General features: G+C 69.1%; 18 protein-coding genes. 9 read left to right on the forward strand and 9 right to left on the reverse strand.

All coding sequences use genetic code 11. The annotated features are described in order from the left end of the window. Positions 1-122: 122 nt before the first annotated feature. From ftsZ to ABL844_RS05060, 3 genes are all read left to right on the forward strand, one after another. Positions 123-1,337, forward strand: coding sequence for a cell division protein FtsZ (gene ftsZ / locus ABL844_RS05050; RefSeq protein WP_126021408.1), 1,215 nt, complete (start codon positions 123-125; stop codon positions 1,335-1,337). 317 nt (positions 1,338-1,654) lie between these two features. After that, positions 1,655-2,578, forward strand: a complete 924-nt coding sequence (lpxC, locus tag ABL844_RS05055) for a UDP-3-O-acyl-N-acetylglucosamine deacetylase (protein WP_165909589.1) — start codon at positions 1,655-1,657, stop codon at positions 2,576-2,578. Between the two features lie 18 nt (positions 2,579-2,596). Continuing rightward, positions 2,597-2,773, forward strand: coding sequence for a hypothetical protein (locus ABL844_RS05060; RefSeq protein WP_019656766.1), 177 nt, complete (start codon positions 2,597-2,599; stop codon positions 2,771-2,773). A 25-nt stretch (positions 2,774-2,798) separates the two neighbouring features. Here ABL844_RS05060 and ABL844_RS05065 read toward each other — a convergent pair whose 3' ends face one another. Continuing rightward, positions 2,799-3,758, reverse strand: a complete 960-nt coding sequence (locus ABL844_RS05065) for a LysR family transcriptional regulator (protein WP_418130664.1) — start codon at positions 3,756-3,758, stop codon at positions 2,799-2,801. A gap of 116 nt (positions 3,759-3,874) precedes the next feature. Here ABL844_RS05065 and glyA point away from each other — a divergent pair, with 116 nt between their 5' ends. After that, a complete protein-coding gene (gene glyA / locus ABL844_RS05070; RefSeq protein WP_418130665.1) occupies positions 3,875-5,200 on the forward strand; it encodes a serine hydroxymethyltransferase in 1,326 nt (441 codons plus the stop codon). Between the two features lie 19 nt (positions 5,201-5,219). Here the strand turns inward: glyA and ruvC are convergent, their stop codons facing one another. Next, on the reverse strand, positions 5,220-5,783 hold the full coding sequence (ruvC, locus tag ABL844_RS05075) for a crossover junction endodeoxyribonuclease RuvC (protein ID WP_126021404.1): 564 nt from the start codon (positions 5,781-5,783) through the stop codon (positions 5,220-5,222). A gap of 150 nt (positions 5,784-5,933) precedes the next feature. Here ruvC and ABL844_RS05080 point away from each other — a divergent pair, with 150 nt between their 5' ends. After that, entirely contained in the window at positions 5,934-8,012 is a 2,079-nt protein-coding gene (locus ABL844_RS05080; protein ID WP_418130666.1) for a tetratricopeptide repeat protein, read from the forward strand. A gap of 150 nt (positions 8,013-8,162) precedes the next feature. Here ABL844_RS05080 and ABL844_RS05085 read toward each other — a convergent pair whose 3' ends face one another. After that, complete coding sequence (locus ABL844_RS05085; protein WP_184634745.1) at positions 8,163-9,152, reverse strand: phosphatidate cytidylyltransferase; 990 nt, start codon at positions 9,150-9,152, stop codon at positions 8,163-8,165. Positions 9,153-9,162: 10 nt separating this feature from the next. Then, positions 9,163-10,041, reverse strand: coding sequence for a lysophospholipid acyltransferase family protein (locus tag ABL844_RS05090; protein ID WP_418130667.1), 879 nt, complete (start codon positions 10,039-10,041; stop codon positions 9,163-9,165). Between ABL844_RS05090 and ABL844_RS05095 the strand changes: the two genes are divergently transcribed. Continuing rightward, entirely contained in the window at positions 10,042-10,470 is a 429-nt protein-coding gene (locus ABL844_RS05095) for a DUF2809 domain-containing protein (protein ID WP_418130668.1), read from the forward strand. Here ABL844_RS05095 and mtgA read toward each other — a convergent pair. From mtgA to ABL844_RS05120, 5 genes are all read right to left on the reverse strand, one after another. Then, a complete protein-coding gene (gene mtgA, locus ABL844_RS05100) occupies positions 10,436-11,179 on the reverse strand; it encodes a monofunctional biosynthetic peptidoglycan transglycosylase (protein ID WP_126021399.1) in 744 nt (247 codons plus the stop codon). The two genes, ABL844_RS05095 and mtgA, sit on opposite strands and share 35 nt — an antisense overlap. After that, a complete protein-coding gene (gene aroE / locus ABL844_RS05105; RefSeq protein WP_418119182.1) occupies positions 11,180-12,028 on the reverse strand; it encodes a shikimate dehydrogenase in 849 nt (282 codons plus the stop codon). A gap of 59 nt (positions 12,029-12,087) precedes the next feature. Then, on the reverse strand, positions 12,088-12,942 hold the full coding sequence (locus tag ABL844_RS05110) for an energy transducer TonB (protein WP_418130669.1): 855 nt from the start codon (positions 12,940-12,942) through the stop codon (positions 12,088-12,090). A 49-nt stretch (positions 12,943-12,991) separates the two neighbouring features. Further along, the gene (locus tag ABL844_RS05115) at positions 12,992-15,058 is read right to left on the reverse strand and encodes a ribonuclease catalytic domain-containing protein (RefSeq protein WP_418130671.1); all 2,067 of its coding nucleotides are present in this window, start codon (positions 15,056-15,058) and stop codon (positions 12,992-12,994) included. A gap of 124 nt (positions 15,059-15,182) precedes the next feature. Then, positions 15,183-15,776: a YqiA/YcfP family alpha/beta fold hydrolase gene (locus ABL844_RS05120; RefSeq protein WP_184634753.1), complete on the reverse strand. Its 594-nt coding sequence runs from the start codon at positions 15,774-15,776 to the stop codon at positions 15,183-15,185. A gap of 386 nt (positions 15,777-16,162) precedes the next feature. Between ABL844_RS05120 and ABL844_RS05125 the strand changes: the two genes are divergently transcribed. The 3 genes from ABL844_RS05125 to rodA are packed head-to-tail and all read left to right on the forward strand — an operon-like array spanning position 16,163 to position 19,965. Then, a complete protein-coding gene (locus ABL844_RS05125) occupies positions 16,163-16,909 on the forward strand; it encodes a response regulator (RefSeq protein ID WP_418130672.1) in 747 nt (248 codons plus the stop codon). Positions 16,910-16,915: 6 nt separating this feature from the next. After that, positions 16,916-18,778: a sensor histidine kinase gene (locus ABL844_RS05130; protein ID WP_418130673.1), complete on the forward strand. Its 1,863-nt coding sequence runs from the start codon at positions 16,916-16,918 to the stop codon at positions 18,776-18,778. A 32-nt stretch (positions 18,779-18,810) separates the two neighbouring features. Beyond that, complete coding sequence (gene rodA, locus ABL844_RS05135) at positions 18,811-19,965, forward strand: rod shape-determining protein RodA (RefSeq protein ID WP_126021393.1); 1,155 nt, start codon at positions 18,811-18,813, stop codon at positions 19,963-19,965. The last annotated feature ends 11 nt before the right edge of the window (positions 19,966-19,976 follow it).

The following is a 19,976-nucleotide window of genomic DNA, read 5'->3' on the forward strand; positions in this document are numbered from 1 at the left end:
ATTTCAACGAGCGATGGCGACGAACAGGTCCACCATCGCGACGGTCTCATCGTTGATCCCGTCAGTACACAAGAAATATTCACAGACACATAACGGCAACTGCAAGATTCAAGGAGTTAAAAATGACCATCGAAATGATCGAAGTCGAAGAGTTCAACCAGGGCACGCAGATCAAGGTGATCGGTGTCGGCGGTGGCGGCGGCAATGCGGTCGCCCACATGATGGAGCGTGGCGTGCAGGGCGTTCAGTTCGTCTGCGCGAACACCGACGCGCAGGCCCTGCAGCGCAGCAACGCACACAAGATCATCCAGCTGGGCACCAGCGGCCTGGGCGCTGGCAGCAAGCCCGAGAAGGGCCGTGACGCGGCCGAGGCAGCGGTGGACGACATCCGCGCCGCCATCGACGGCGCGCACATGCTGTTCATCACGGCCGGCATGGGCGGCGGCACCGGCACCGGCGCCGCTCCCGTGATCGCGCGCGTGGCGAAGGAAATGGGCATCCTCACCGTGGGTGTGGTGACCAAGCCCTTCGACTGGGAAGGCGGGCGCCGCATGACCAATGCCGACGCCGGCCTGGCCGAGCTCGAAGCCAACGTCGACTCGCTGATCGTCGTGCTCAACGAGAAGCTGCTCGACGTGCTGGGCGAGGACGTCACGCAGGACGAAGCCTTCGCTCAGGCCAACGACGTGCTGAAGAACGCCGTGGGCGGCATCTCGGAAATCATCAACGAGTACGGCGGCGTGAACGTCGACTTCGAAGACGTGCGCACCGTGATGGGCGAGCCCGGCAAGGCCATGATGGGCACCGCTGCCGCAGCCGGTCCCGACCGCGCGCGCATCGCAGCCGAGCAGGCCGTGGCCTGCCCGCTGCTCGAAGGCATCGACCTCTCGGGCGCAAAGGGCGTGCTGGTGCTGGTGACGGCATCGAAGAGCTCGCTGAAGCTGAACGAGTCGAAGCTGGCGATGAACACCATCCGCGCCTACGCCTCGCCGGACGCGCACGTGATCTACGGCGCTGCCTACGACGACAGCCTGGGCGACGAGATGCGCGTGACCGTGGTGGCCACCGGCCTGTCGCGTCCCGACGCTCGCCGCCAGCAGCCGACGCTGGAAGTCATCCGCACCGGCACCGACAACATCCCGTTCACCGTGCCGACGCTCGGTGGCGTGGGTCACGCCGGCGGCACGGGCGGCAGCCAGCCCAACTACGACGGCATGGCCGTTCCCAGCGTGTGGCGCACCAACCGCACGATGGCCGCCGCGAAGGTGGACGCGCTGTCCTCGGGCGGCATGGACGACTTCGAGATTCCCGCGTTCCTGCGCCGCCAAGCTGACTGAACCAAGCTCGCCCCCAGGCTGCGCGCATTTCGTGTCGCTTCGCCAGCCCCCCTACCGGGGGCAACACCTGAGGACCGGCAGAGCCGGTTCCTCGGTGTTTTGCGAAGGGACCAGCTCGACGCAGAGGGCACGAGAGGGCGTAAGGGGCACAGGGACGACCCGAAAGGGACGTCTGCTGGCTCTAGGCGCTGCGCTCGCCTCGTGCCCTTTGCGTCCATTTCGGGCCAATTCGAAGGAATTGCATAGAACCCATGTCTATCGGTGCCATAGCGAGGGGCATAGGCCGCCACGCCCGTCGCGCGCCTAAAATCCCGGCCGTGCTGCAACAACGAACCCTCAAGTCCATCAGCCGCGCCGTGGGCGTGGGGCTTCACAGCGGCCAGCGCGTGGAGCTGACGCTGCGGCCGGCACCGGCCGACACGGGCATCGTGTTCCGCCGCGTCGACCTGCCGGAGCCGGCCGAGATCCGCATGACGGCCGAGTCGGTCACCGACACGCGCCTGGCGTCCACGGTCTCCACCGGCGGCGCGAAAGTGCAGACCGTCGAGCACATCATGTCGGCCTGCGCGGGCCTGGGCATCGACAACCTCTACATCGACATCACGGCCGACGAAGTGCCGATCCTCGACGGATCGGCTTCCTCGTTCGTGTTCCTGCTGCAAAGCGCGGGCATCGCGCTGCAGAAGGCGCCGCGCCGCTTCATCCGCGTGACCCGCAAGGTCGAGGTGCGCGAAGGCGAGGGCGCCAACGAGAAGTGGGCGAGCCTGGAGCCCTATCACGGCTACAAGCTGAGCTTCGAGATCGACTTCGACCACCGCGTCGTCAACTCCACCGGCCAGCGCGTGGAGTTCGACCTGGGCACCGGCTCGTACAGCCGCGACATCGCGCGCGCCCGCACCTTCGGCTTCACGAAGGAAGTCGAGTACATGCGCAGCAAGGGCCTCGCGCTCGGCGGCGGCCTCGACAACGCCATCGTGATGGACGACACCAAGGTGCTGAACGAAGGCGGACTGCGCTACGACGACGAGTTCGTGAAGCACAAGATCCTCGACGCGATGGGCGACCTGTACATCATCGGCAAGCCGCTCCTGGCCGCGTATACCGCCTTCCGCTCGGGCCATGCGCTCAACAACAAGCTGCTGCGCGAGCTGCTCTCGCACAGCGACGCCTACGAGGTCGTGACCTTCGAGGACGAGAAGCGCGCCCCGCGCGGTTTCGGCGAAGTCGCGCGGGCCTGGTAGGCCGCTCGTTCCTCTCACATGCTTCTGTTCCGCTGGGCCATCCTGCTGCTGCTTCTGGTGGCCGGCGTGTGCTTCGCGTTCTACGCGGGTACGGGCCAGGTCAAGTACCGGCGCATCGGCTGGATCGTGCTGAAGTGGACGTTGCTGGCGGCATTCGGCTTCTTCGCCGTGCTGATCGCGGAGCGGGTGGCGTAGAGCCGGCTATCCCGATAGCAGGCTTTCAGCCCGCTGCCAGCGCCTGCAATGCCTGCACCTGCCGCGCGAGCAGCGGCCCCTTGCGGTGCGCAGGCACCAGCAGCATCACCGTATCCCCCAGCGCTTTCGGCCGTCCCCAGGGCGCATGCAGCTTGCCTTGAGCCAGCAGCGGTGCGACGAGTCGCTCGCGGCCCATCAGCACGCCTTCGCCGTCCAGAGCTGCCTGCAGCGCGAGGCTGTAGAGCGAGAAATCCGGCCCTGCAGCCAGCGCCTCGGCTTCGGCCGTCTTGATGCCGGGCCGCACGGCCTGCAGCCAGCGCTGCCAGTCGTCGCGCCAGACGGTGTCGTGCAGTCCGCCGCTGCGCTGCAGCAGTTCTGTCAGATCTTCGAGTGCGCGTGGACGGCCGCTGGGCAGGGGCTCGCGCAGGCGCGGACTGCACACGGGCAGCAGTCGGTCGCGCACCAGTGGGATCGCCTGCGCGCCTGCCGCAATCTCGATACGTTCGCCGGCGCGCGCATAGAACAGCCCCAGATCGAAGGGTTCGCGGCGGAAGTTCGGTGGCTGCTCGAGTGCCGTCACCGAAACCTGCACGCCGGGCAGCTCCGCCTTCAGCCGCGACAGGCGCGGTGATAGCCACAGCTGCGCAACTGCCGGCAGCGCAGCCACCTGCAGCGTGCTGCGGCGCGCGGCGGTCTGGGTTTCGTGGCGCAGTGCCTGCACGGCCAGGCCGAGCTGGTCGACCGCCGCGCTGAGGGCCGGCAGGGCGCGCCGCCCGTGCGCGCTGAGGCGGATGCCCTGGCTGTGCCGCTCGAAGAGCGCGCCGCCGGCCCATGTCTCCAGCGCCTTGATCTGCTGCGCGATGGCCGCCGGCGTGACGAAGAGTTCTTCTGCCGCGCGCGCGAAGCTGCCATGGCGCGCCGCCGCCTCGAAGGCGCGCACCGCGGTGTGCGGCGGCAGGCGTGGGCGGGGTGGTGCGAGCGGCATGGGCAGATCCTTCAGGCCAAGTTTTTCTACGGCTCGGGGCCAGATTATCCGGTTTGCCCCGTCGGCGAGGGCAGGCGACGATGCGGCCATCCCCCTTTCATAGCGAGATCCGCCACATGCCTGCCGCCGCCCTGCAACGCCGCCCCTGGGTTCCCGCCGCCAGCGAGGACCACGTGCTTTCCATCGCCGCGGACGCCGCCTCGCGCGATGCTGCAGGCGTGGCCGCCGAGATCGAACGGCTGGTGGCCGACAACCACCGCATCCACGACGTCGACGGCCTGAACCTCAACCCCGCCACCAACGTGATGAACCCGGCCGCCGAGGCGCTTCTGTCGCGCGGACTGGGCTCGCGCCCCTCGCTCGGCTATCCGGGCGACAAGTACGAGATGGGCCTGGAGGCCATCGAGCGCATCGAGGTGGTCGCCGCCGAGCTGGCGGCCGAGGTGTTCGGTGCGAAGTTCGCCGAGGTGCGCGTGAGCTCGGGCGCCCTGTCGAATCTCTACGTGTTCATGGCGACCTGCCAGCCCGGCGACACCATCGTCGTGCCCCCGCCCAGCATCGGCGGGCACGTCACGCACCATGCGGCAGGCGCCGCAGGGCTCTATGGCCTGAAGCCGGTTTCCGCGCCGGTGGATGCCGACGGCTACACGGTCGACCTCGCCGCGCTCGCGAAGCTGGTGCGCGAGACAAAGCCCAAGCTCGTCACCATCGGCGGCAGCCTCAACCTGTTTCCGCATCCGGTGCCCGCGATCCGCGAGATCGCCGACAGCGTGGGCGCGAAGCTGCTCTTCGACGCGGCGCATCTCTCGGGCATGGTGGCCGGCAAGGCGTGGCCGCAGCCGCTGGAGCAGGGTGCGCATGCGATCACCATGAGCACCTACAAGAGCCTGGGCGGACCGGCGGGCGGGCTGATCGTGTCGAACGACACGGCGCTGATGGAGCGAATCGACGCCATCGCCTATCCCGGCCTCACGGCCAATTCGGATGCGGGCCGCACGGCGGCATTGGCCCGTGGCCTGCTCGACTGGAAGGTGCACGGCATCGCCTATGCGGCCGCGATGCGGGAGACCGCGCAGGCACTGGCGCGCGAACTCGATGCGCGGGGGCTGCCGGTGTTCGCGAAGGTGCGCGGCTTCACGCAGTCGCACCAGTTCGCGCTGGAGGCCGCGCGATGGGGCGGCGGCCAGCGAGCGGCGAAGAAGCTCGCGAAGGGCGGCCTGCTGGCCTGCGGCATCGGCCTGCCGATGGCACCCGTGGAAGGTGACATCAACGGCCTGCGCCTCGGCGTGCCCGAGATCGTGCGGCTGGGCTTCACGCCCGGCGACATGCCCCAGTTCGCTGACTGGATCGCACGAGCCCTGGAGGGCGATGCGGCATCGGTTGCAGCCGAAGTGCGCGAGCGCCGCAAGCGCCTCGGCGAGCTGCGCTACATCGTGCGCTGACGCAGGCAGCCGCTTCGGCTCAGCGCGAACGCCCCTGCCGGTAGGTGCCGGCAGGCAGCGCCGCGGAACTCTTCGATGCCTCGGCCGCTTCGGCCAGCCGTGCCATCGAACGTCCCACCTGCGCATGCGTGATGGCGATGCCCAGCGCGTCCGCTGCGTCGGCGCCCGGCAGGCCCGGCAGATCGAGCAGGCGACGCACCATCTCCTGCACCTGCGCCTTGGCGGCCTGGCCGTGGCCGGCCACCGCCTTCTTCATCTGCAGCGCGGTGTACTCGGCCACCGAGAGATTGTTGGTGACCAGTGCGGTCACGCAGGCGCCGCGCGCCTGCCCCAGCAGCAGCGTGGACTGCGGGTTGACGTTGACGAAGATGATTTCCACCGCCGACGCGTCGGGCTGGTAGCGCGCGGTGATCTCCGCGATGCCGTCGAACAGCACCTTCAGGCGCGCCGGCAGGTTGTTGCCGGTGCCCAGGTGCCGGGTGCTGATGGTGCCGCTGGCCACGTAGCGCAGCGCATGGCCGTCCGCGTCGACCACGCCGAAGCCGGTGGTCTGCAATCCGGGGTCGATGCCGAGAATGCGCATGAAAGGAAACGTAAAGGACTAAGCCTGGGAAAAGATTGTCAAAAGAGTTGCGAGGAGGGGGGCGAAAGCCGGCTGATCGTGGGCAGAATGCGCCCCGGTCCGTACCGTCCGCCCCGCCCCGCGCGGGGCGCGCCATTCAAGGAAGCGAATGTGAATGTAGTCGAGTCCTCCGCGCAGCAGCAACTGGACGAGGTGCAAGCCTTGATCGCGCGCCTGCAGATGCACCCCGCCGAACGCGCGGCCGCCAGCTTCCGGCGCATCGAGCTGCTGGACGACCTGGGCCGCCGCAAGGAAGCGGTGGCCGCCAGCGTCAGGCTGCTCGACGAGTTCGCGGCGAAGCCCGAGGTCGGCGTGGTCGTGCCCTGCTGCCAGGCCTTGCGCCTGCTGGCCCACATGCTGCGCCAGCTGCACCGCCCCGCCGATGCGCTCGCCACGCTCGACCGATTGATCGCGGCGCACGGCCAGCGCCCCGAACCCGAGATTCGCGAGCACATCGCCCACGCGCTCTACCAGCGCACCTGGTGGATCGATGAGCCCGCCGCGCGCTGCGAAGCCTGCGATGCCATGAGCGAGCTGCTCGACAGCCAGCCCGACGCCGCCTTCGACACCTGGCGCGTGGAGGCGCGGCTGCTGAAGGCCGAGGTCGAGCACCACCGCGGCCTGCCGCAGGACGCGCTGGCCACGCTGGAGGCCGTCATCGAACGCTTCGACGGCAGTGCCGACCCCGGCGTGGTGCTGCGCGTCGCGCGTGCGCGCCTGGCTTCGGTGCTGAACCTGCGCGAGCTGGCACAGCATGCGCAGGCGCAGGTGATGTGCCTCGCGGTGGCCGACCAGATCGAGGCCGGCCTGGCCCATGCGGCGCCCGAGTTGCGCATCGAGGGCGTGCGCGCGCTGACGCTCTTCTTCGACGGCTTCGGCATCGACGAGCATGCGAACCGCGCCGAGCTGGTCGGCTGGCTGCTCGAGCGCTACGGCCACGATGCCTCGCCGCAGGTGCGGCGCATGGCGGTGCGCCGCGCCTACGACTGGTCGGTGGGCCTGCGCGAGTCGGACGACGGCGAGGCCGCGCTGGCCGCCTGCGAGCGGCTGCTTGCCACCTTCGGCGCGGACACCGATCCGGTGGTGCATCGCACCGTGGCGAGCGCGCAGCTCAACAAGGGATTCGTGCTGCTCGAACGGCTGGGCCGGGCCGATGAAGCGCTCGCCGCATACCAGCAGCTCGCGAGGCAACTGCAAGGTACGCCTGCGTCCGAGCTGCAGGACACGCTGGCCAAAGCCCTCGCCGGCCGGGAAGCCTGCCTCAAGCGGCTGCGCAAGGCCGAGGCCGGAGCTCATTTGCCGGAACTGCCGGCGGAGCTGCGCGACGAAGTGCGCGACAAGGTCCGGCAGGGCCGCAAGCACGGTGATGCCGGCGAATTGCAGGAGGCCGTCGCGCTGTTCGACCAGGTGCTGTCCGCGCACACCGCGTCGCCGCATCCGGAGCTGCGGCGGCAGTGCGCCCGGGCGCTGGTGCACAAGGCCTTCTGCCTGATCGCCCTCGAACGCTTCCACGAAGTGGTCGCGGCCGCCGATGCGATCGACGTGTACTACGGCGCCGACCCTTCGACCGAGATGCAGGAGACCGTTGCGCAGGGCCTGCAATACAAGAGCACCGCGCTGGACCGGCTCGGCCTGCACGACGACGAGATGCGCGTGCACGACGAGATCGTCGCGCGCTGGGGCAACTCCGAGCTGCCCGACCTGCGCGGGCGCGTGGTGGGCGCGCTGTTCCGCAAGGGCGCGACGCTGCGCCAGGCCCGCCAGCTCGAGGCCGCGGTGGCCTGCTACGACGAGGCCATCGCGCGTACCAGCAGCGCGAGGGAGGGCACGCTGCAGCTCTGGGCCGCCAAGTCGATGATCAACAAGGCCAAGGCGCTCGACAAGCTGGGCGACCCTGCCGGGCAGATCAAGGCCTATCGCACTCTCATAGCCCGCTTCGGCGATTCGGGCGACGCCGCGCTGCGCGAGCGTGTCGTCAATGCCTGCGAATGGCTCGCCGAGGCCGAAGGCCGCCAGGGGCGCGTGGAGGCGCAGCGCGCGGCCCTAGAAGCCGCGCTGGGGCGCTTCGGCACCGCACTATCGGCCGAGCAGCGCACGCGTCTCACGCGCGAGCTGCAGGCGCTGAAGGCGAAGGCACTGGGCCGCAAGGCGAAGGAAGTCTTCGGCCGCGTGGTGCGGCGCAAGGCCTGAACCAAATCGTTCCGACGCTCGGAGTCGAGCCGTCTCAGGTGTTCTTCCAGGAATACCGCGGAACCGGCTTTGCCGGGCCGCAGGTATTGCCCCCTGCAAGGGGGTTGGCGAAGCGACACGAAGTGCGCGCAGCCTGGGGGTTTGCCTAGTTCATGCGTTGAAGTACCAGCGGATGGAGTGGAAGAAGATGGGGGCGGCGAAGCACAGCGCGTCGACGCGATCCAGCAGCCCGTTGGCGCCCGTCACGCCCGCATCCTTGCGGCCCCAGTTCGGAATGCCCCGGTCGCGCTTGAGCGCCTTCATCACCAGGTGCCCCATCGAGCCCGAGATGCAGGCGATGACCGACACCGCGAGCGCCTGCCCGAACCTGAAGGGCGTGATGAACGAGAACAGCGCGCCCACCAGGCTCGCCACCGCGATGCCGATGGCCCAACTGGTCCAGTTGAAGCTGCGGCTCACGTTGGGCGCGAAGGGCGCGCGCTGCATGCGCCGCGAGATCAGGTGCTGCACCAGCACCGAGGTCTGCACCACGAACACCAGGAAGAACACGAGGAACGCGCTCTTGCCCTCGTAGCCCGGAAAGCTCAGCAGCAGCAGCGCCGGCACGTGGCTCATGCCGTAGACGCAGACCATGATGCCCCACTGCAGCTTGGCGTTGCGCTCCAGGAACTGGCTCGGGTCGTTGGCCAGCGCGCTGGTCACCGGGATCGCGAGGAACACGTACACCGGGATGAACACGGTGAAGAGGTCGAAGCGCGCGGTGGCCACCAGCCAGAACTGGATCGGCAGCACCACGAAGAAGGCGAGGATCAGGCTGCGGTGGTCGCCGCGCCGCGTGGGCGAGAGCGTGATGAACTCGCGCAGCGCGAAGAAGGAGATAAGCGCGAACAGCACCGTGGCCACCGTCTCGCCGAGCGCCCAGCCGATCCAGAAGACCAGCGCCATGAACCAGGTGGTGCCCAGCAGCTTGCGGAAGTGCGCCAGCTCGGCCTGCCAGGCGGCGTCGTGCACGGGGTTGCGCTTTTCCCTGAAGCTCAGGAAGAAGGCGGTGGCGCTCACGACCGCGAGCACGCCGAAGATGATGAGAAAGAGCGCCGCGACCTGCTGGGTCGGGCTGAGGCTGCGCAGGAACTGGTTCATGTCGTCGTCGTCAGACGTCGCGCAGGGCGATCACGGCGGCGCGCGCCCGGTCGAGGAAAGGGCGGCGCTCCTCGCCTTCCTCCACGCGCACCGGCGCGCCGAAGGTGACGGAGCACAGGATGGGCACCGGCACGATCTCGCCCTTGGGCATGACGCGCTGCACGTTGTCGATCCAGGCGGGTACCAGTACCACTTCGGGGAACATGGTGGCCAGCGTGTAGAGCCCCGACTTGAACTTCTGCGGTTCGCCGGTGTGGCCGCGCGTGCCTTCGGGAAAGATGATGATCGAGTCGCCGCTGCGAAGGGCTTCGACCAGCGGGGCCAGCGGATCGGAGGCAGGGGCCGCCGGCGTGGGCGCGGGTTCGGGCGCCGCGGGCGGAGGTGGTTCGGGAGACGGCGCAGGCGGCGGGGCAGGGGGCACGGGCAGGTCCAGCTGGCCTTGTGCGCCGGATGCTGCTTCGACGGGCGGTGCCGGCGGGGTCAGGGGCAGCAGCGGCTCCATCGAGGGCTCGATGCGATCTTCCAGTGGCCGGGCGGCAGGCGCCGGCGGCGCAGCCTCGGGAGCGGCAGGAGTCGCCGGCGCTGCGGGAACTGCCGCGGGAGCTGCCGCGGCCTGCCGCTCCACGTACACCGCGTTGAACACTTCAGTCGTGATCCAGCGCTTGACCGGTGTGTTGGCCCAATAGTCGCGCGCCGCGATGGGCCGCGTGATGCTGCGCAATTCTTCCGGCAGCGCCGCCCAGATCATCACCAGGTCGGCATGGCTCTGGTGGTTGGCGAAATAGATGCGCTGCTCGGCCTTGGGCGGACAGCCGTACCAGCGCGCCTGCGCGCCCGTGAGCAAGCGGACGATCCCAAGAAGCAGCCAACCCGTGAGCTTTGCCAGCATATGGGCGCGATGATACGGGCCATGCGATGGCGTTTCGATCCTCTTTCACTGGCGTGGGCGGTGGCCCTGTTTCTTGTATTGCTGATGCTGGCCACCGTGGGTGCGCGCTGGGGCTGGCTGCGCAGCTTCTTCGGCGACGTGCTTGCCGTGGCGTGGGTGTATTTCGTGTTCAAGACCGCGATCGGTGCGCGCGTGCTGCCGCTGGCGCTAGCCGCGCTGGGCGTGGGCCTCGCAGTCGAGCTCGGGCAGTACCTCGCGGCGGCGTGGCACCTGCACATTCCGAACCGCGCGCTGCGCATCGTGCTCGGCAGCACGGCGGACTGGTGGGACGTGCTGGCCTACACCATCGGCTTCGCCGGCGTGCTGGCCATCGAGGGCCTGCGCGGCGGGTTCCTCAGGGCAGCTCGGCCGCGGGCATCCGCGCCATGACGGTGGAGGCGCGCCCGCTCAGGTAGGGCGAGCCCGGGCGCCGTTCGAAGAACTTGGGGCTGGGCAGCATCACCGCGAGGCGCGCGGCCTCGTTGGCACTCAGGCGCGAGGCTGGCTTGCGGAAGTAGTACTGCGACGCCGCCTCGGCGCCGAACACGCCTTCGCCCCACTCGACGTTGTTGAGGTAGATCTCCAGGATGCGCCGCTTGTCCAGCAGCACCTCGAGCAGCGTGGCCAGCACCAGCTCCTGGCCCTTGCGCAGCATGGTGCGCTCGCCCGACAGCAGCAGGTTCTTCGCGAGCTGCTGCGTGATGGTCGAACCGCCGCGCAGCTGCACCGGCCGCACCGGCTTGCCGCGCGCTGCCGCACGGGCCGCGCGCTTGGCGGCCAGCTCTTCCGCCTTGGCGTTGCGCTGGCGCGCGCGCTCGATGGCTTCCCATTCCACGCCGTTGTGGTCGACGAAGCCGGCGTCCTCGCTGGCAATGACCGCGCGCTTGAGCGTGTCGTTGATCTGCCAGTAGGGCACCCACTCCTGCCGCCAGCCGCCGCCGCGGCCTTCATGAACGGCGATCTGGAAAGCCTCGGAGCGCTGGAAGGCGGTGCTCTGCGGATCGACCACAGCCATCGCCGCGATGCGCGCCACGAAGAAGAGCTGCAGGGCCAGGCCCGCCACCGCGAGGCAGGCGATCAGGCGCAGCACGGCCTTCATTTATTTCAGCTCGGCCCGGATCTCGGCCAGCACCTGTGCCGAAGGCGGCCGGACGCCGCGCCAGATCTCGAAGGACTCGGCCGCCTGCTCGACCAGCATGCCCAGCCCGTCGCGCGCCACCGCGCCGTGCGCCTCGGCCCAGGCCATGAAGCCGGCGGCGGCGGGGCCGTACATCATGTCGACCGCGAGCCCGCCTTCGCGCAGCACGCTGGCCTTCACCGGCACCGCGTCGCCCGCAAGGCTGGAGGCGGTGGCGTTGACCACCACGTCGAAGGCGCCCGGCACTTCGTCGAGCGCCCAGGCTTCGAGCGATGCGCCGTGGCGCAGCGCAATGGCCGCATGGCGGCGCACCAGCTCGACGGCCTTGTCCACGGTGCGGTTCGCGACCACGACGCGCGAGGCGCCTGCGTCGAGCAGCGGCCCCAGCACGCCGGCAGCGGCGCCGCCCGCGCCGATCAGCAGCAGCGCCTTGCCCTGCAGCGGCACGCCCGCGTTTCGCACGATGTCGTTGACCAGGCCGATGCCGTCGGTGTTGTCCGCACGAATGCCGCCATCGGCCTCGAAGCGCAGCGTGTTGACCGCCTGCGCGAGAAGGGCGCGCTCGCTGGTGTGCTGCGCGAGCGCCGCGGCCTCGAACTTGAATGGCACGGTGATGTTGCAGCCGAGCGCGGCGTCGCCGCGCTCGGCGGCTTCGCGGCGGAAGGCTGCGATGCCCTCGGCGAAGGCACCGAGCGGAATGAGCCGCCGGCCGTATTCCAGCTGCTGGCCGCACAGCTGCGCAAAGCGCGCGTGGATGCGGGGCGAGCGGCTGTGCTCGACGGGGTTGCCCATGACGCAGTACAGGTCCATGGTGTCTGCCTTTTCTGGTTGCGCCTGCCGTTGCGGTGCGGCTGTTTTCCGGATTCCGGTTACTGCGAGGAGAGTTCGACCGAGCCGTCGTGCGAGAAGCGGAAGTGCGGGCGGATCACGATCTGGTCCGCGTGCTCCTTGCGCATCGCGTCGGTGAAGTTGCCGAAGTTGCCCACGCTCGCGACGATGGCCTGGGCCCGCTTGTCGAGCACGGCCTGGCCCGAGCTTTCGTCGATCACGGTCGAGAGCAGCCGGCCGTCGAAGTTGACGGTGATGGTCATGGTGAGCTCGCCGTAGAGCTTCTTGCCGGCCAGCGTCGGGAAGTTGGCCGTTCCCTGCGCTTCCACCCGGCGGCGCAGCGAATCGACGTAGGTGGCGAAGGCGGCCTCGCGCGTGAAGGGGCTGAGGTAGCGCTTCTTGGGACGCGCGTTCTCCTCGTTCACGCGGCGCTCGATCTCGGCCAGCAGGTTGATCATCTGGCGGCGCTTTTCCTCCTGCGCCTTGGCCTCGGCCGGATCGCCGGCGTTGCGCGGATCGGGCGCGGGCATCGCGGCCAGATCGCGCTTGAGCTGGGTGAGCATCTGCATCTGCTCGGCCTGCATGGCGTCTACCTTGCGCTGCGCGTCCTCGAACGAGTCGCCCACGGTGGTGAAGCTCGACGGCGGCAGCGGGCTGGTGGCGCGGCCCTTGTCGAGGTCGCCGCCGCCCGCGAGCGAGGTCTGCGCGCGCAGCCGCGCGGCGGGGTCGGGCCGGTCGTTGGTCCTGGTGTTGACCAGGATCACCTCCAGCGGCGTGTCGCTGAAGACCTTGTTGAAGGATTCGGGATCGACGAACCGCACCGTGAGCAGCGCGGCGTGCACAACGACCGACACGCCCAGTGCGATCTGCAGCGTGCTGAGGTCCTTGAAGTTCATTCTCTAGACTCCTCCAGGGGCCGCATTTCTCCGGACGATCCGCCGGGGTTCATGCGGGCGTGTTTTCTTCGGGTGCTGCCTCGCTGTCGTTCAGGTCGACGGCGATGGCGATCGGGCCCGCAACCACTTCTTCTTCGCCGTCGTCGCCTTCCTCCTCGGCGGATGCGCCGGCCTTCGGCGCGTCGAGGCGCTCGAGCACCGTGCCGCTCACGTCGAGGGCGATCTCGTCGATCTCGCCGAGCTTCACGCGCAGGCGCGCGCCGCGCTCCTGCTGCCCGGCCACGGGGAACACCAGCGGCAGGGTGTCGGCACGCACGAGCGCGCCGTTGGGCATGTCCTTGATGACGGTGGCCTCCAGCTCGGTGATGCCCTGCTGCTGCAGGTACTTCAGCGTCCAGAAGCGCTCCATGCCGCCCTGGTAGGCGTTGTACGCGGTGTAGGCCGCGTCGAAGCCCGAGAGGATGGAGAACAGGTCTGCGTCCTTCGGCTTGAAGGGCGCGGCCAGCGCGGCGGTCTTGCCGTGGCGTGCGGCGGCGATGATCTGCCACTGGTTCACCAGGTCGGTGTAGCGGCGCAGCGGCGAGGTGCTCCAGGCGTAGCTCTTCACGCCCAGGCCTGCGTGCGGCAGCGCACGCGTGCCCATGCGCACCTTGATGCCGGGCGCGAGGCTGGCCTGGCTGCGGTAGAGACCCGGCACGCCGAGCTCGCCGAGCCAGCCGCCCCAGCTGCTGTTGGCCAGGATCATGGCTTCGGACACGATCAGGTCGAGCGGTGCGCCGCGCTGGCGCGTGCTGATCTGGACCTGCTCGCCGCCGGTGGGCTCGGCGCCGTCGTTGCCGACGAGGCGGAAGTTGTAGTCGGGCCGGTTGAAGCTCTCGGGCTTGCCGCGCACGACCTCGCGCTGCGCCTTCAGCTGCTTCGCCAGGCGGAACAGGAACGACAGGGGCGCGCGCATGCGGGCCGCGGCGTCGGGTGTGCTGTCGGCATTGAAGGCGGCGTCTTCCAGCCACTGCTGCGTGACGACGGTGTCGAGCTGGTCGTGGCGCAGGTTGGCCACGATCGGCACGCGCTCCAGTTTCGTCTCGGTGCCCTGCAGCTCCAGCGTGGCTTCGTCGAAGCGCGCGTAGAGCGACACGGCCGGGCGGTCGCCGCCTTCGAGCAGCGTGTAGGTGTCGACCACCTCGTCGGGCAGCATCGTGATCTTGTAGCCCGGCATGTAGACCGTGGACATGCGCGCACGCGCCACGTTGTCGATCGGGCTGCCGGGCGTCAGCGCGAGCGCCGGCGCGGCGATGTGGACGCCGACCGTGACGGTGCCGCTGCCCAGGCCCTGCACGGAGAGCGCGTCGTCGATTTCGGTGGTCTGCGAATCGTCGATGGAGAAGGCCTGCACGCCCTCTGCCAGCGGCAGGTCGTCGGCGATGGCGGGCGCCGCGAGCGCGGGGAAGCCGGTGCCCTTGGGGAAGTTCTCGAACAGGAAGCGGCGCCAGTGGAACTGGTAGGGCGAGTCGATGGCGCCGGCGCGTTCAAGCAGGTCGAGCGGCGGACGCTGCGTGGCGCGCGCAGCCTCGACCACGGCCTTGTATTCGGGGGCGTTCTTGTCGGGGCGGAAAAGGATCTTGTAGAGCTGTTCGCGCACGGGAGCCGGGCACACGCCCTCGGCGAGCTGCGCCGCCCACTCGGCGATCTGCGCCTGGATGGCCTTCTTCTTCTCGATGGCGGCCAGCGCCTGCTGCACGATCTCGCCCGGCGCCTTCTTGAAGCGGCCCTTGCCGGCGCGGCGGAAGTAATGCGGCGCCTCGAAGAGCGCGAACAGGGCGGCGGCCTGCTGGGCGAGCGAGGGCTTCTCGCTGAAATACTCGGCGGCCAGCTCGGCGAAGCCGAATTCGCCCTCGGGCGCGAACTCCCAGGCGAGGTCGAGGTCCATGCCGGCGGCGAGCGCGCGCCCTTCGGCGATCAGGTCGGCGGGCGACGGCTTCTCGAAACGAAGGACGATGTTGGCGCCCTTGACCTTGACGCGCTTGCCGGTGTCGAGCTCGACCTGCGCCGATGCTTCGGCCTCCGACAGCACGCGGCCGCCGAGGTACTTGCCGGCTTCTTCAAACAATACAAACATCCGTCGATTGTCCCACGCGGAGTTGGGCTCACCCCCAGGCTTGCCCACTTCGTGTGGCCTCCCGCCCCTTCCGGGGGCGACCCCTGCAGCCCGGCGAAGCCGGTTCTGCGGTGTCCCCGGAAATTCAAACGGGGTTGATGAAGGCCATCACGTCGTCCAGGTGGGCCTTTTCGAAGTCGGACAGGGCATGGTCGCCGCCTTCGAGCAGCTTGATGTTGCTGTCGGGGTAGCGCGCCGACATCTCGTGCCAGTCGAGCGCCTCGTCGCCCTTGGCGATGATGGCGAACACGCGCTCGGGCCGGGTGAGCGGGCCGACCTCCATGGCGCGCAGCTCGTGGATGTATTCGGGGCGGAAATAGAAATGCTCGGCCGGGTCGTGCCAGGCGGTCTGGTCGCCGATGTAGAGCATGAGGTCGCGCGCGGGGTGCACGGCCGGGTTCAGCAGCACCGCGCGGCAGCGCGTCATGCCGGCCACATAGGTGGCGTAGTAGCCGCCCAGCGACGAGCCCACCACGGCCATCGACTTGCGCGGCCAGTGCGCGATGCCCTTCATCACCATGTCGATGGCATCGTGCGGCGACGGCGGCAGCTGCGGACACCACCATTGCAGGTTCGGATGCCGCCGCGCGACGCGATCCGCGACGATCCGGGCCTTGGTCGAACGAGGCGAAGAGCGGAAGCCGTGCAGGTAGAGCAGGTGGGTTGTTTGCGGATCCATGCGAGGAAAGGAAGGGCGGTGCGGCGGTGGTGCCTCGCTTGCCGGGAACGGGTAATTCTGCATGAGGTCTGTTCTCGCGAGGCCGCTTCAGACATACAAAAACCGGCTGGTCGGGTTCGTCGGCAAGGCCGCAGCCTGCCGGGGCCCGGGGCGCACCGGCGTTCCGCATGCTCCTGCGCCTGGGGGCATGCCGCGCATCTGGAATTCGAAAGTACTCAGGCTGAGTTCGCTGCGGTGCAAATCGCCTACATTCCGGTTACTTCGCTCGCCCGGGCTGCAGGAATGTGCCCGGAAAAAAGCGGCCAGAGTTTCGAGCAAAGCCTGTTGGCGCACATATCCCATGAACGAGGGATGTGCGCATGGATGCCCCATGCTCGCCGAGGCTTATGCTCGGAGGAATGAACATTGAGGCTCAGGACGACGCGTCGCTACGCCGCTGGGGCGTGCTCGTGGTCGAGGACGACAGTCGCGCGCGCGCCTTTTTCGAGGCGAGCGTGCAGCGCAGCCCGCGGCTTTTCTGGCTCGGCAGCGCGGGTACCGTGCAGGAGGCGCTGGGCTGGCTCTCGCGCACGACCACCATTCCCGACGTGTTGCTGGTCGACCTCGGCATGCCCGACGGCACCGGGCTCGACGTGATCCGCGAGGCGGTCTCGCGTTTTCCTGGCTGCGAACCGCTGGTTGTCTCGGTCTTCGGGGATGAGGAAAACGTTCTCGCCAGCATCGAGGCCGGCGCCGTGGGCTACATCCACAAGGACGCCGCGCCCGAGGACATCGCCCAGACCATCGTCGAGATGAAGGCCGGCGCCTCGCCGATCTCGCCCATGATCGCGCGGCGCGTGCTCGCCAAGTACCGCAGCCTGCAGACTGCGGCGCCTTCCGGCACCATGCCGGGCTCGGCGCCCGAGGCCGCCGCCGAGGAAGCCGACCGCGGCCTGCTCTCGGCGCGCGAGCACGAGGTGCTGACGCTGATCGCTCGCGGTTTCTCCTATGCCGAGATCGCCCGGCTCAAGGGCCTGAGCGTGCACACGGTGCAGACCCACATCAAGAACCTCTACGGAAAGCTCGCGGTGCATTCCAAGAGCGAGGCCGTCTTCGAAGCGACGCGTCTCGGCCTGTTGTCTCATCCGGGCTGAGCGCAGATGCGGCCGAACCGGGTGTCGCTGGTGATGTCGTGGCTGGCGATGCTCCTGATGGGCCTCGCCGGCCTTTTCGGCGCCTGCGGCGTTTCCGCCGCGTCCGCCGCCGAGGCGCCGATCGAACTGCGCCAGGGTACCGTGACGACCACGGTCGACGGCGTCACGCGCACCGAGCCGGTCGAGCTTTCCTACCACTGGGACCGGCAGCACAACGGACGCCCCGGCACGGCCAGCTTCGACCTGCCGTTCACGCTCGAGGCCGAGCCCGAGACGCCGTGGGGCATCTTCATTCCGCGCGTGGGCAACGTCTTCGAGGTGCAGCTCAACGACGCGCTGCTGCAGACCTACGGCGACATGAAGCGCAACAACGACGCCGACTACGCAAAGGCGCCCATCTACGTGCCCGTGCCCGGCAAGCTGCTGCGCAAGGGCGACAACCTGCTGCAGATCCGGCTGCACGCCGACACCGCCCGCCTCGCGGGGCTGTCGCAGGTGGTCGTCGGGCCGGCCGCGTCGGTTCGCAACGAGCTCTTCGAGAGCGCCAACGCTTGGCGCTTCACCGGCTCGGTCCTGCTGATGGCCTTCAGCCTGATCGTGGGCGGCATCGCGCTGGCGCTGTGGCTGACGCAGCTCGACGTCGATGCAAACGGCATGCCGCGGCGCGTGGCCATCTATTTCTGGGCCGCGCTGGCGGAGTTCTTCTGGGCGGTGCGCATGGCCGACGGGCTGGTCGCCGAGCCGCCGCTGTCCTGGGGGCCGTGGGGCGTGCTGATGGCGGCCTGCTACGCCGGCTGGGCGGCCGCCTCCATGATGTTCGTCTACCACCTCGCGGGCTGGGCGAACGAGCGGCGCCACCGCTGGGTGCGCTGGCCGGTGGCCGGCGTGGTGGTCGGCACGGTGCTGTTCAGCGCGCTCTCGCTGCAGCGGGACGAGCCGGCCTGGTTCACCGCCTGGCTCGCCGTGGAGCTCGTGTTCGTTGCCGCCTTCGTCGGCGCCTTCGCCCTCGCCACGCTGCGCCACCCGAACGACGACCGCCTGCTGATGGCCGGCGCCGCGCTGGTCACGGTGGCATTCGCCGCGCGCGACTGGCTGGTGGTCCGCCTGAGCGACGCCTACGGCGAGACCACCTGGGTGCGCTATTCGTCGGTGTTCTTCGGCGCGGTGCTGCTCCTGATCGTGCTGCGGCGCTTCCGTGCGGCGGCCGTGCAGGCGCGCGGCTCTGTCGCGGCCCTGGCCGAGAGGGTGGCGCAGCGCGAGCGCGAACTGGCGGCCACCTATGCCGAGCTCGAGGCCGCGGCGCAGGTGCAGGCGCGCACCCACGAGCGCGAGCGCATCCTGCGCGAGATGCACGACGGCGTGGGCTCGCACATCAGCTCGGCGATCCGCCAGCTGCAGTCAGGCCAGAGCAGCTCGGGCGACCTGCTGCGCACCCTGCGCGACTCGCTGGACCAGCTCAAGCTGCAGATCGATTCCATCCACCTGCCGCCGGGCGACGTGGGCGCGCTGCTCGCCGCGGCGCGCTACCGGCTGGAGCCCCGGCTGGCGTCCTCGGGCATCGAGTTCGAATGGGCGGTGGACGAGGTGGAGCCGGTGGAGGGGCTGGACGCGCACGGCATGCGGCAGCTGCAGTTCCTGCTGTTCGAATCGATCTCCAACGTGCTGCGGCACGCCGAGGCCACCGTGCTGCGCTTCGAGGCCGGCATGAAGGGCAAGACGGTGCAGCTGCGGGTGATCGACAACGGCAAGGGCTTCGACACCACCAGGCTCATGCCGCGCTCGCTGGCGGAGCGCTCCGGGGCCATCGGGGCCCGGCTGACGGTCGAAAGCCGACCGGGGCGCACGGTCGTTCAGCTCGAATTCGATTGAGGGGGCCGGTGGGGCTGGGATAATCCGCCCTCATGTCCGCCGTGTTCAATCAGCCCTCCCTGGCGCGTCGAATTGCGCCCATCTTCCAGGGCTTCGACGGCTTTCTGGCCTTCGCCGTGCTGCTGCTCGCCTTCGCCGGGCTGCTCACCATGTATTCATCGGGCTACGACCACGGAACCCGTTTCGTCGACCATGGCCGCAACATGCTGCTGGCCGGCTTCATCATGTTCGTGGTGGCGCAGGTGCCCCCGCAACGGCTGATGCTCGCGGCCGTGCCGCTCTACACGATGGGCGTGGCGCTGCTGGTGGCGGTGGCGCTCTTCGGCATCACCAAGAAGGGCGCCCAGCGCTGGATCAACGTGGGCGTGGTGATCCAGCCCAGCGAAATCCTGAAGATCGCCATGCCGCTGATGCTGGCCTGGTGGTTCCAGCGGCGCGAGGGCCAGCTCAGGCCGCTCGACTTCGTGGTGGCGACGATGCTGCTGGCGGTGCCGGTGGGGCTCATCATGAAACAGCCCGACCTGGGCACCTCGTTGCTGGTGCTGGCGGCGGGGCTGTCGGTTATCTTCTTCGCGGGGCTGCCCTGGAAGCTGATCGTGCCGCCGGTGGTGATCGGCGCGGTGGCCATCACGCTGATCGTGGGCTTCGAGTCGCGGCTGTGCGCCGACGGCGTCGACTGGCGCGTGCTGCACGACTACCAGAAGCAGCGCGTGTGCACGCTGCTCGACCCCAGCAAGGACCCGCTCGGCAAGGGCTTCCACATCATCCAGGGCATGATCGCCATCGGCTCGGGCGGCGTGGGCGGCAAGGGCTTCATGCAGGGCACGCAGACGCACCTCGAATTCATTCCCGAGCGCACCACCGACTTCATCTTCGCCGCCTATTCCGAGGAATTCGGGCTCATGGGCAACCTGGCGCTGATCTCGGCCTTCATCCTGCTGATCTTCCGGGGGCTGGTGATCGCGGCCAACGCCGGGACGCTGTTCTCGCGCCTGCTGGCCGGGGCGGTGACGATGATCTTCTTCACCTACGCCTTCGTGAACATGGGCATGGTCAGCGGCATCCTGCCGGTTGTGGGCGTGCCGCTGCCCTTCATCAGCTATGGCGGCACCGCGATGGTGACGCTGGGGCTGGGGCTGGGCATCCTGATGTCCATCGCCCGGGCGAGGAGGCTCGCCCAGAACTGAGCGCGGACGGG

Origin of the sequence: Variovorax sp. 278MFTsu5.1 (assembly GCF_048305045.1) — a bacterium.
GTDB classification, from domain to species: Bacteria; Pseudomonadota; Gammaproteobacteria; order Burkholderiales; family Burkholderiaceae_C; genus Variovorax; species Variovorax guangxiensis.

What these genes read in the sequence shown, in the direction of transcription:
- ftsZ (WP_126021408.1), top strand. Translation starts at nt 123, where the DNA reads ATGACCATCGAAATGATCGAAGTCGAAGAGTTCAACCAGGGCACGCAG.
- ABL844_RS05060 (WP_019656766.1), top strand. Translation starts at nt 2,597, where the DNA reads ATGCTTCTGTTCCGCTGGGCCATCCTGCTGCTGCTTCTGGTGGCCGGC.
- ABL844_RS05065 (WP_418130664.1), bottom strand. Translation starts at nt 3,758, where the DNA reads ATGCCGCTCGCACCACCCCGCCCACGCCTGCCGCCGCACACCGCGGTG.
- glyA (WP_418130665.1), top strand. Translation starts at nt 3,875, where the DNA reads ATGCCTGCCGCCGCCCTGCAACGCCGCCCCTGGGTTCCCGCCGCCAGC.
- ruvC (WP_126021404.1), bottom strand. Translation starts at nt 5,783, where the DNA reads ATGCGCATTCTCGGCATCGACCCCGGATTGCAGACCACCGGCTTCGGC.
- ABL844_RS05085 (WP_184634745.1), bottom strand. Translation starts at nt 9,152, where the DNA reads ATGAACCAGTTCCTGCGCAGCCTCAGCCCGACCCAGCAGGTCGCGGCG.
- ABL844_RS05090 (WP_418130667.1), bottom strand. Translation starts at nt 10,041, where the DNA reads ATGCTGGCAAAGCTCACGGGTTGGCTGCTTCTTGGGATCGTCCGCTTG.
- ABL844_RS05095 (WP_418130668.1), top strand. Translation starts at nt 10,042, where the DNA reads ATGGGCGCGATGATACGGGCCATGCGATGGCGTTTCGATCCTCTTTCA.
- mtgA (WP_126021399.1), bottom strand. Translation starts at nt 11,179, where the DNA reads ATGAAGGCCGTGCTGCGCCTGATCGCCTGCCTCGCGGTGGCGGGCCTG.
- aroE (WP_418119182.1), bottom strand. Translation starts at nt 12,028, where the DNA reads ATGGACCTGTACTGCGTCATGGGCAACCCCGTCGAGCACAGCCGCTCG.
- ABL844_RS05110 (WP_418130669.1), bottom strand. Translation starts at nt 12,942, where the DNA reads ATGAACTTCAAGGACCTCAGCACGCTGCAGATCGCACTGGGCGTGTCG.
- ABL844_RS05115 (WP_418130671.1), bottom strand. Translation starts at nt 15,058, where the DNA reads ATGTTTGTATTGTTTGAAGAAGCCGGCAAGTACCTCGGCGGCCGCGTG.
- ABL844_RS05120 (WP_184634753.1), bottom strand. Translation starts at nt 15,776, where the DNA reads ATGGATCCGCAAACAACCCACCTGCTCTACCTGCACGGCTTCCGCTCT.
- ABL844_RS05125 (WP_418130672.1), top strand. Translation starts at nt 16,163, where the DNA reads ATGCTCGGAGGAATGAACATTGAGGCTCAGGACGACGCGTCGCTACGC.
- ABL844_RS05130 (WP_418130673.1), top strand. Translation starts at nt 16,916, where the DNA reads ATGCGGCCGAACCGGGTGTCGCTGGTGATGTCGTGGCTGGCGATGCTC.
- rodA (WP_126021393.1), top strand. Translation starts at nt 18,811, where the DNA reads ATGTCCGCCGTGTTCAATCAGCCCTCCCTGGCGCGTCGAATTGCGCCC.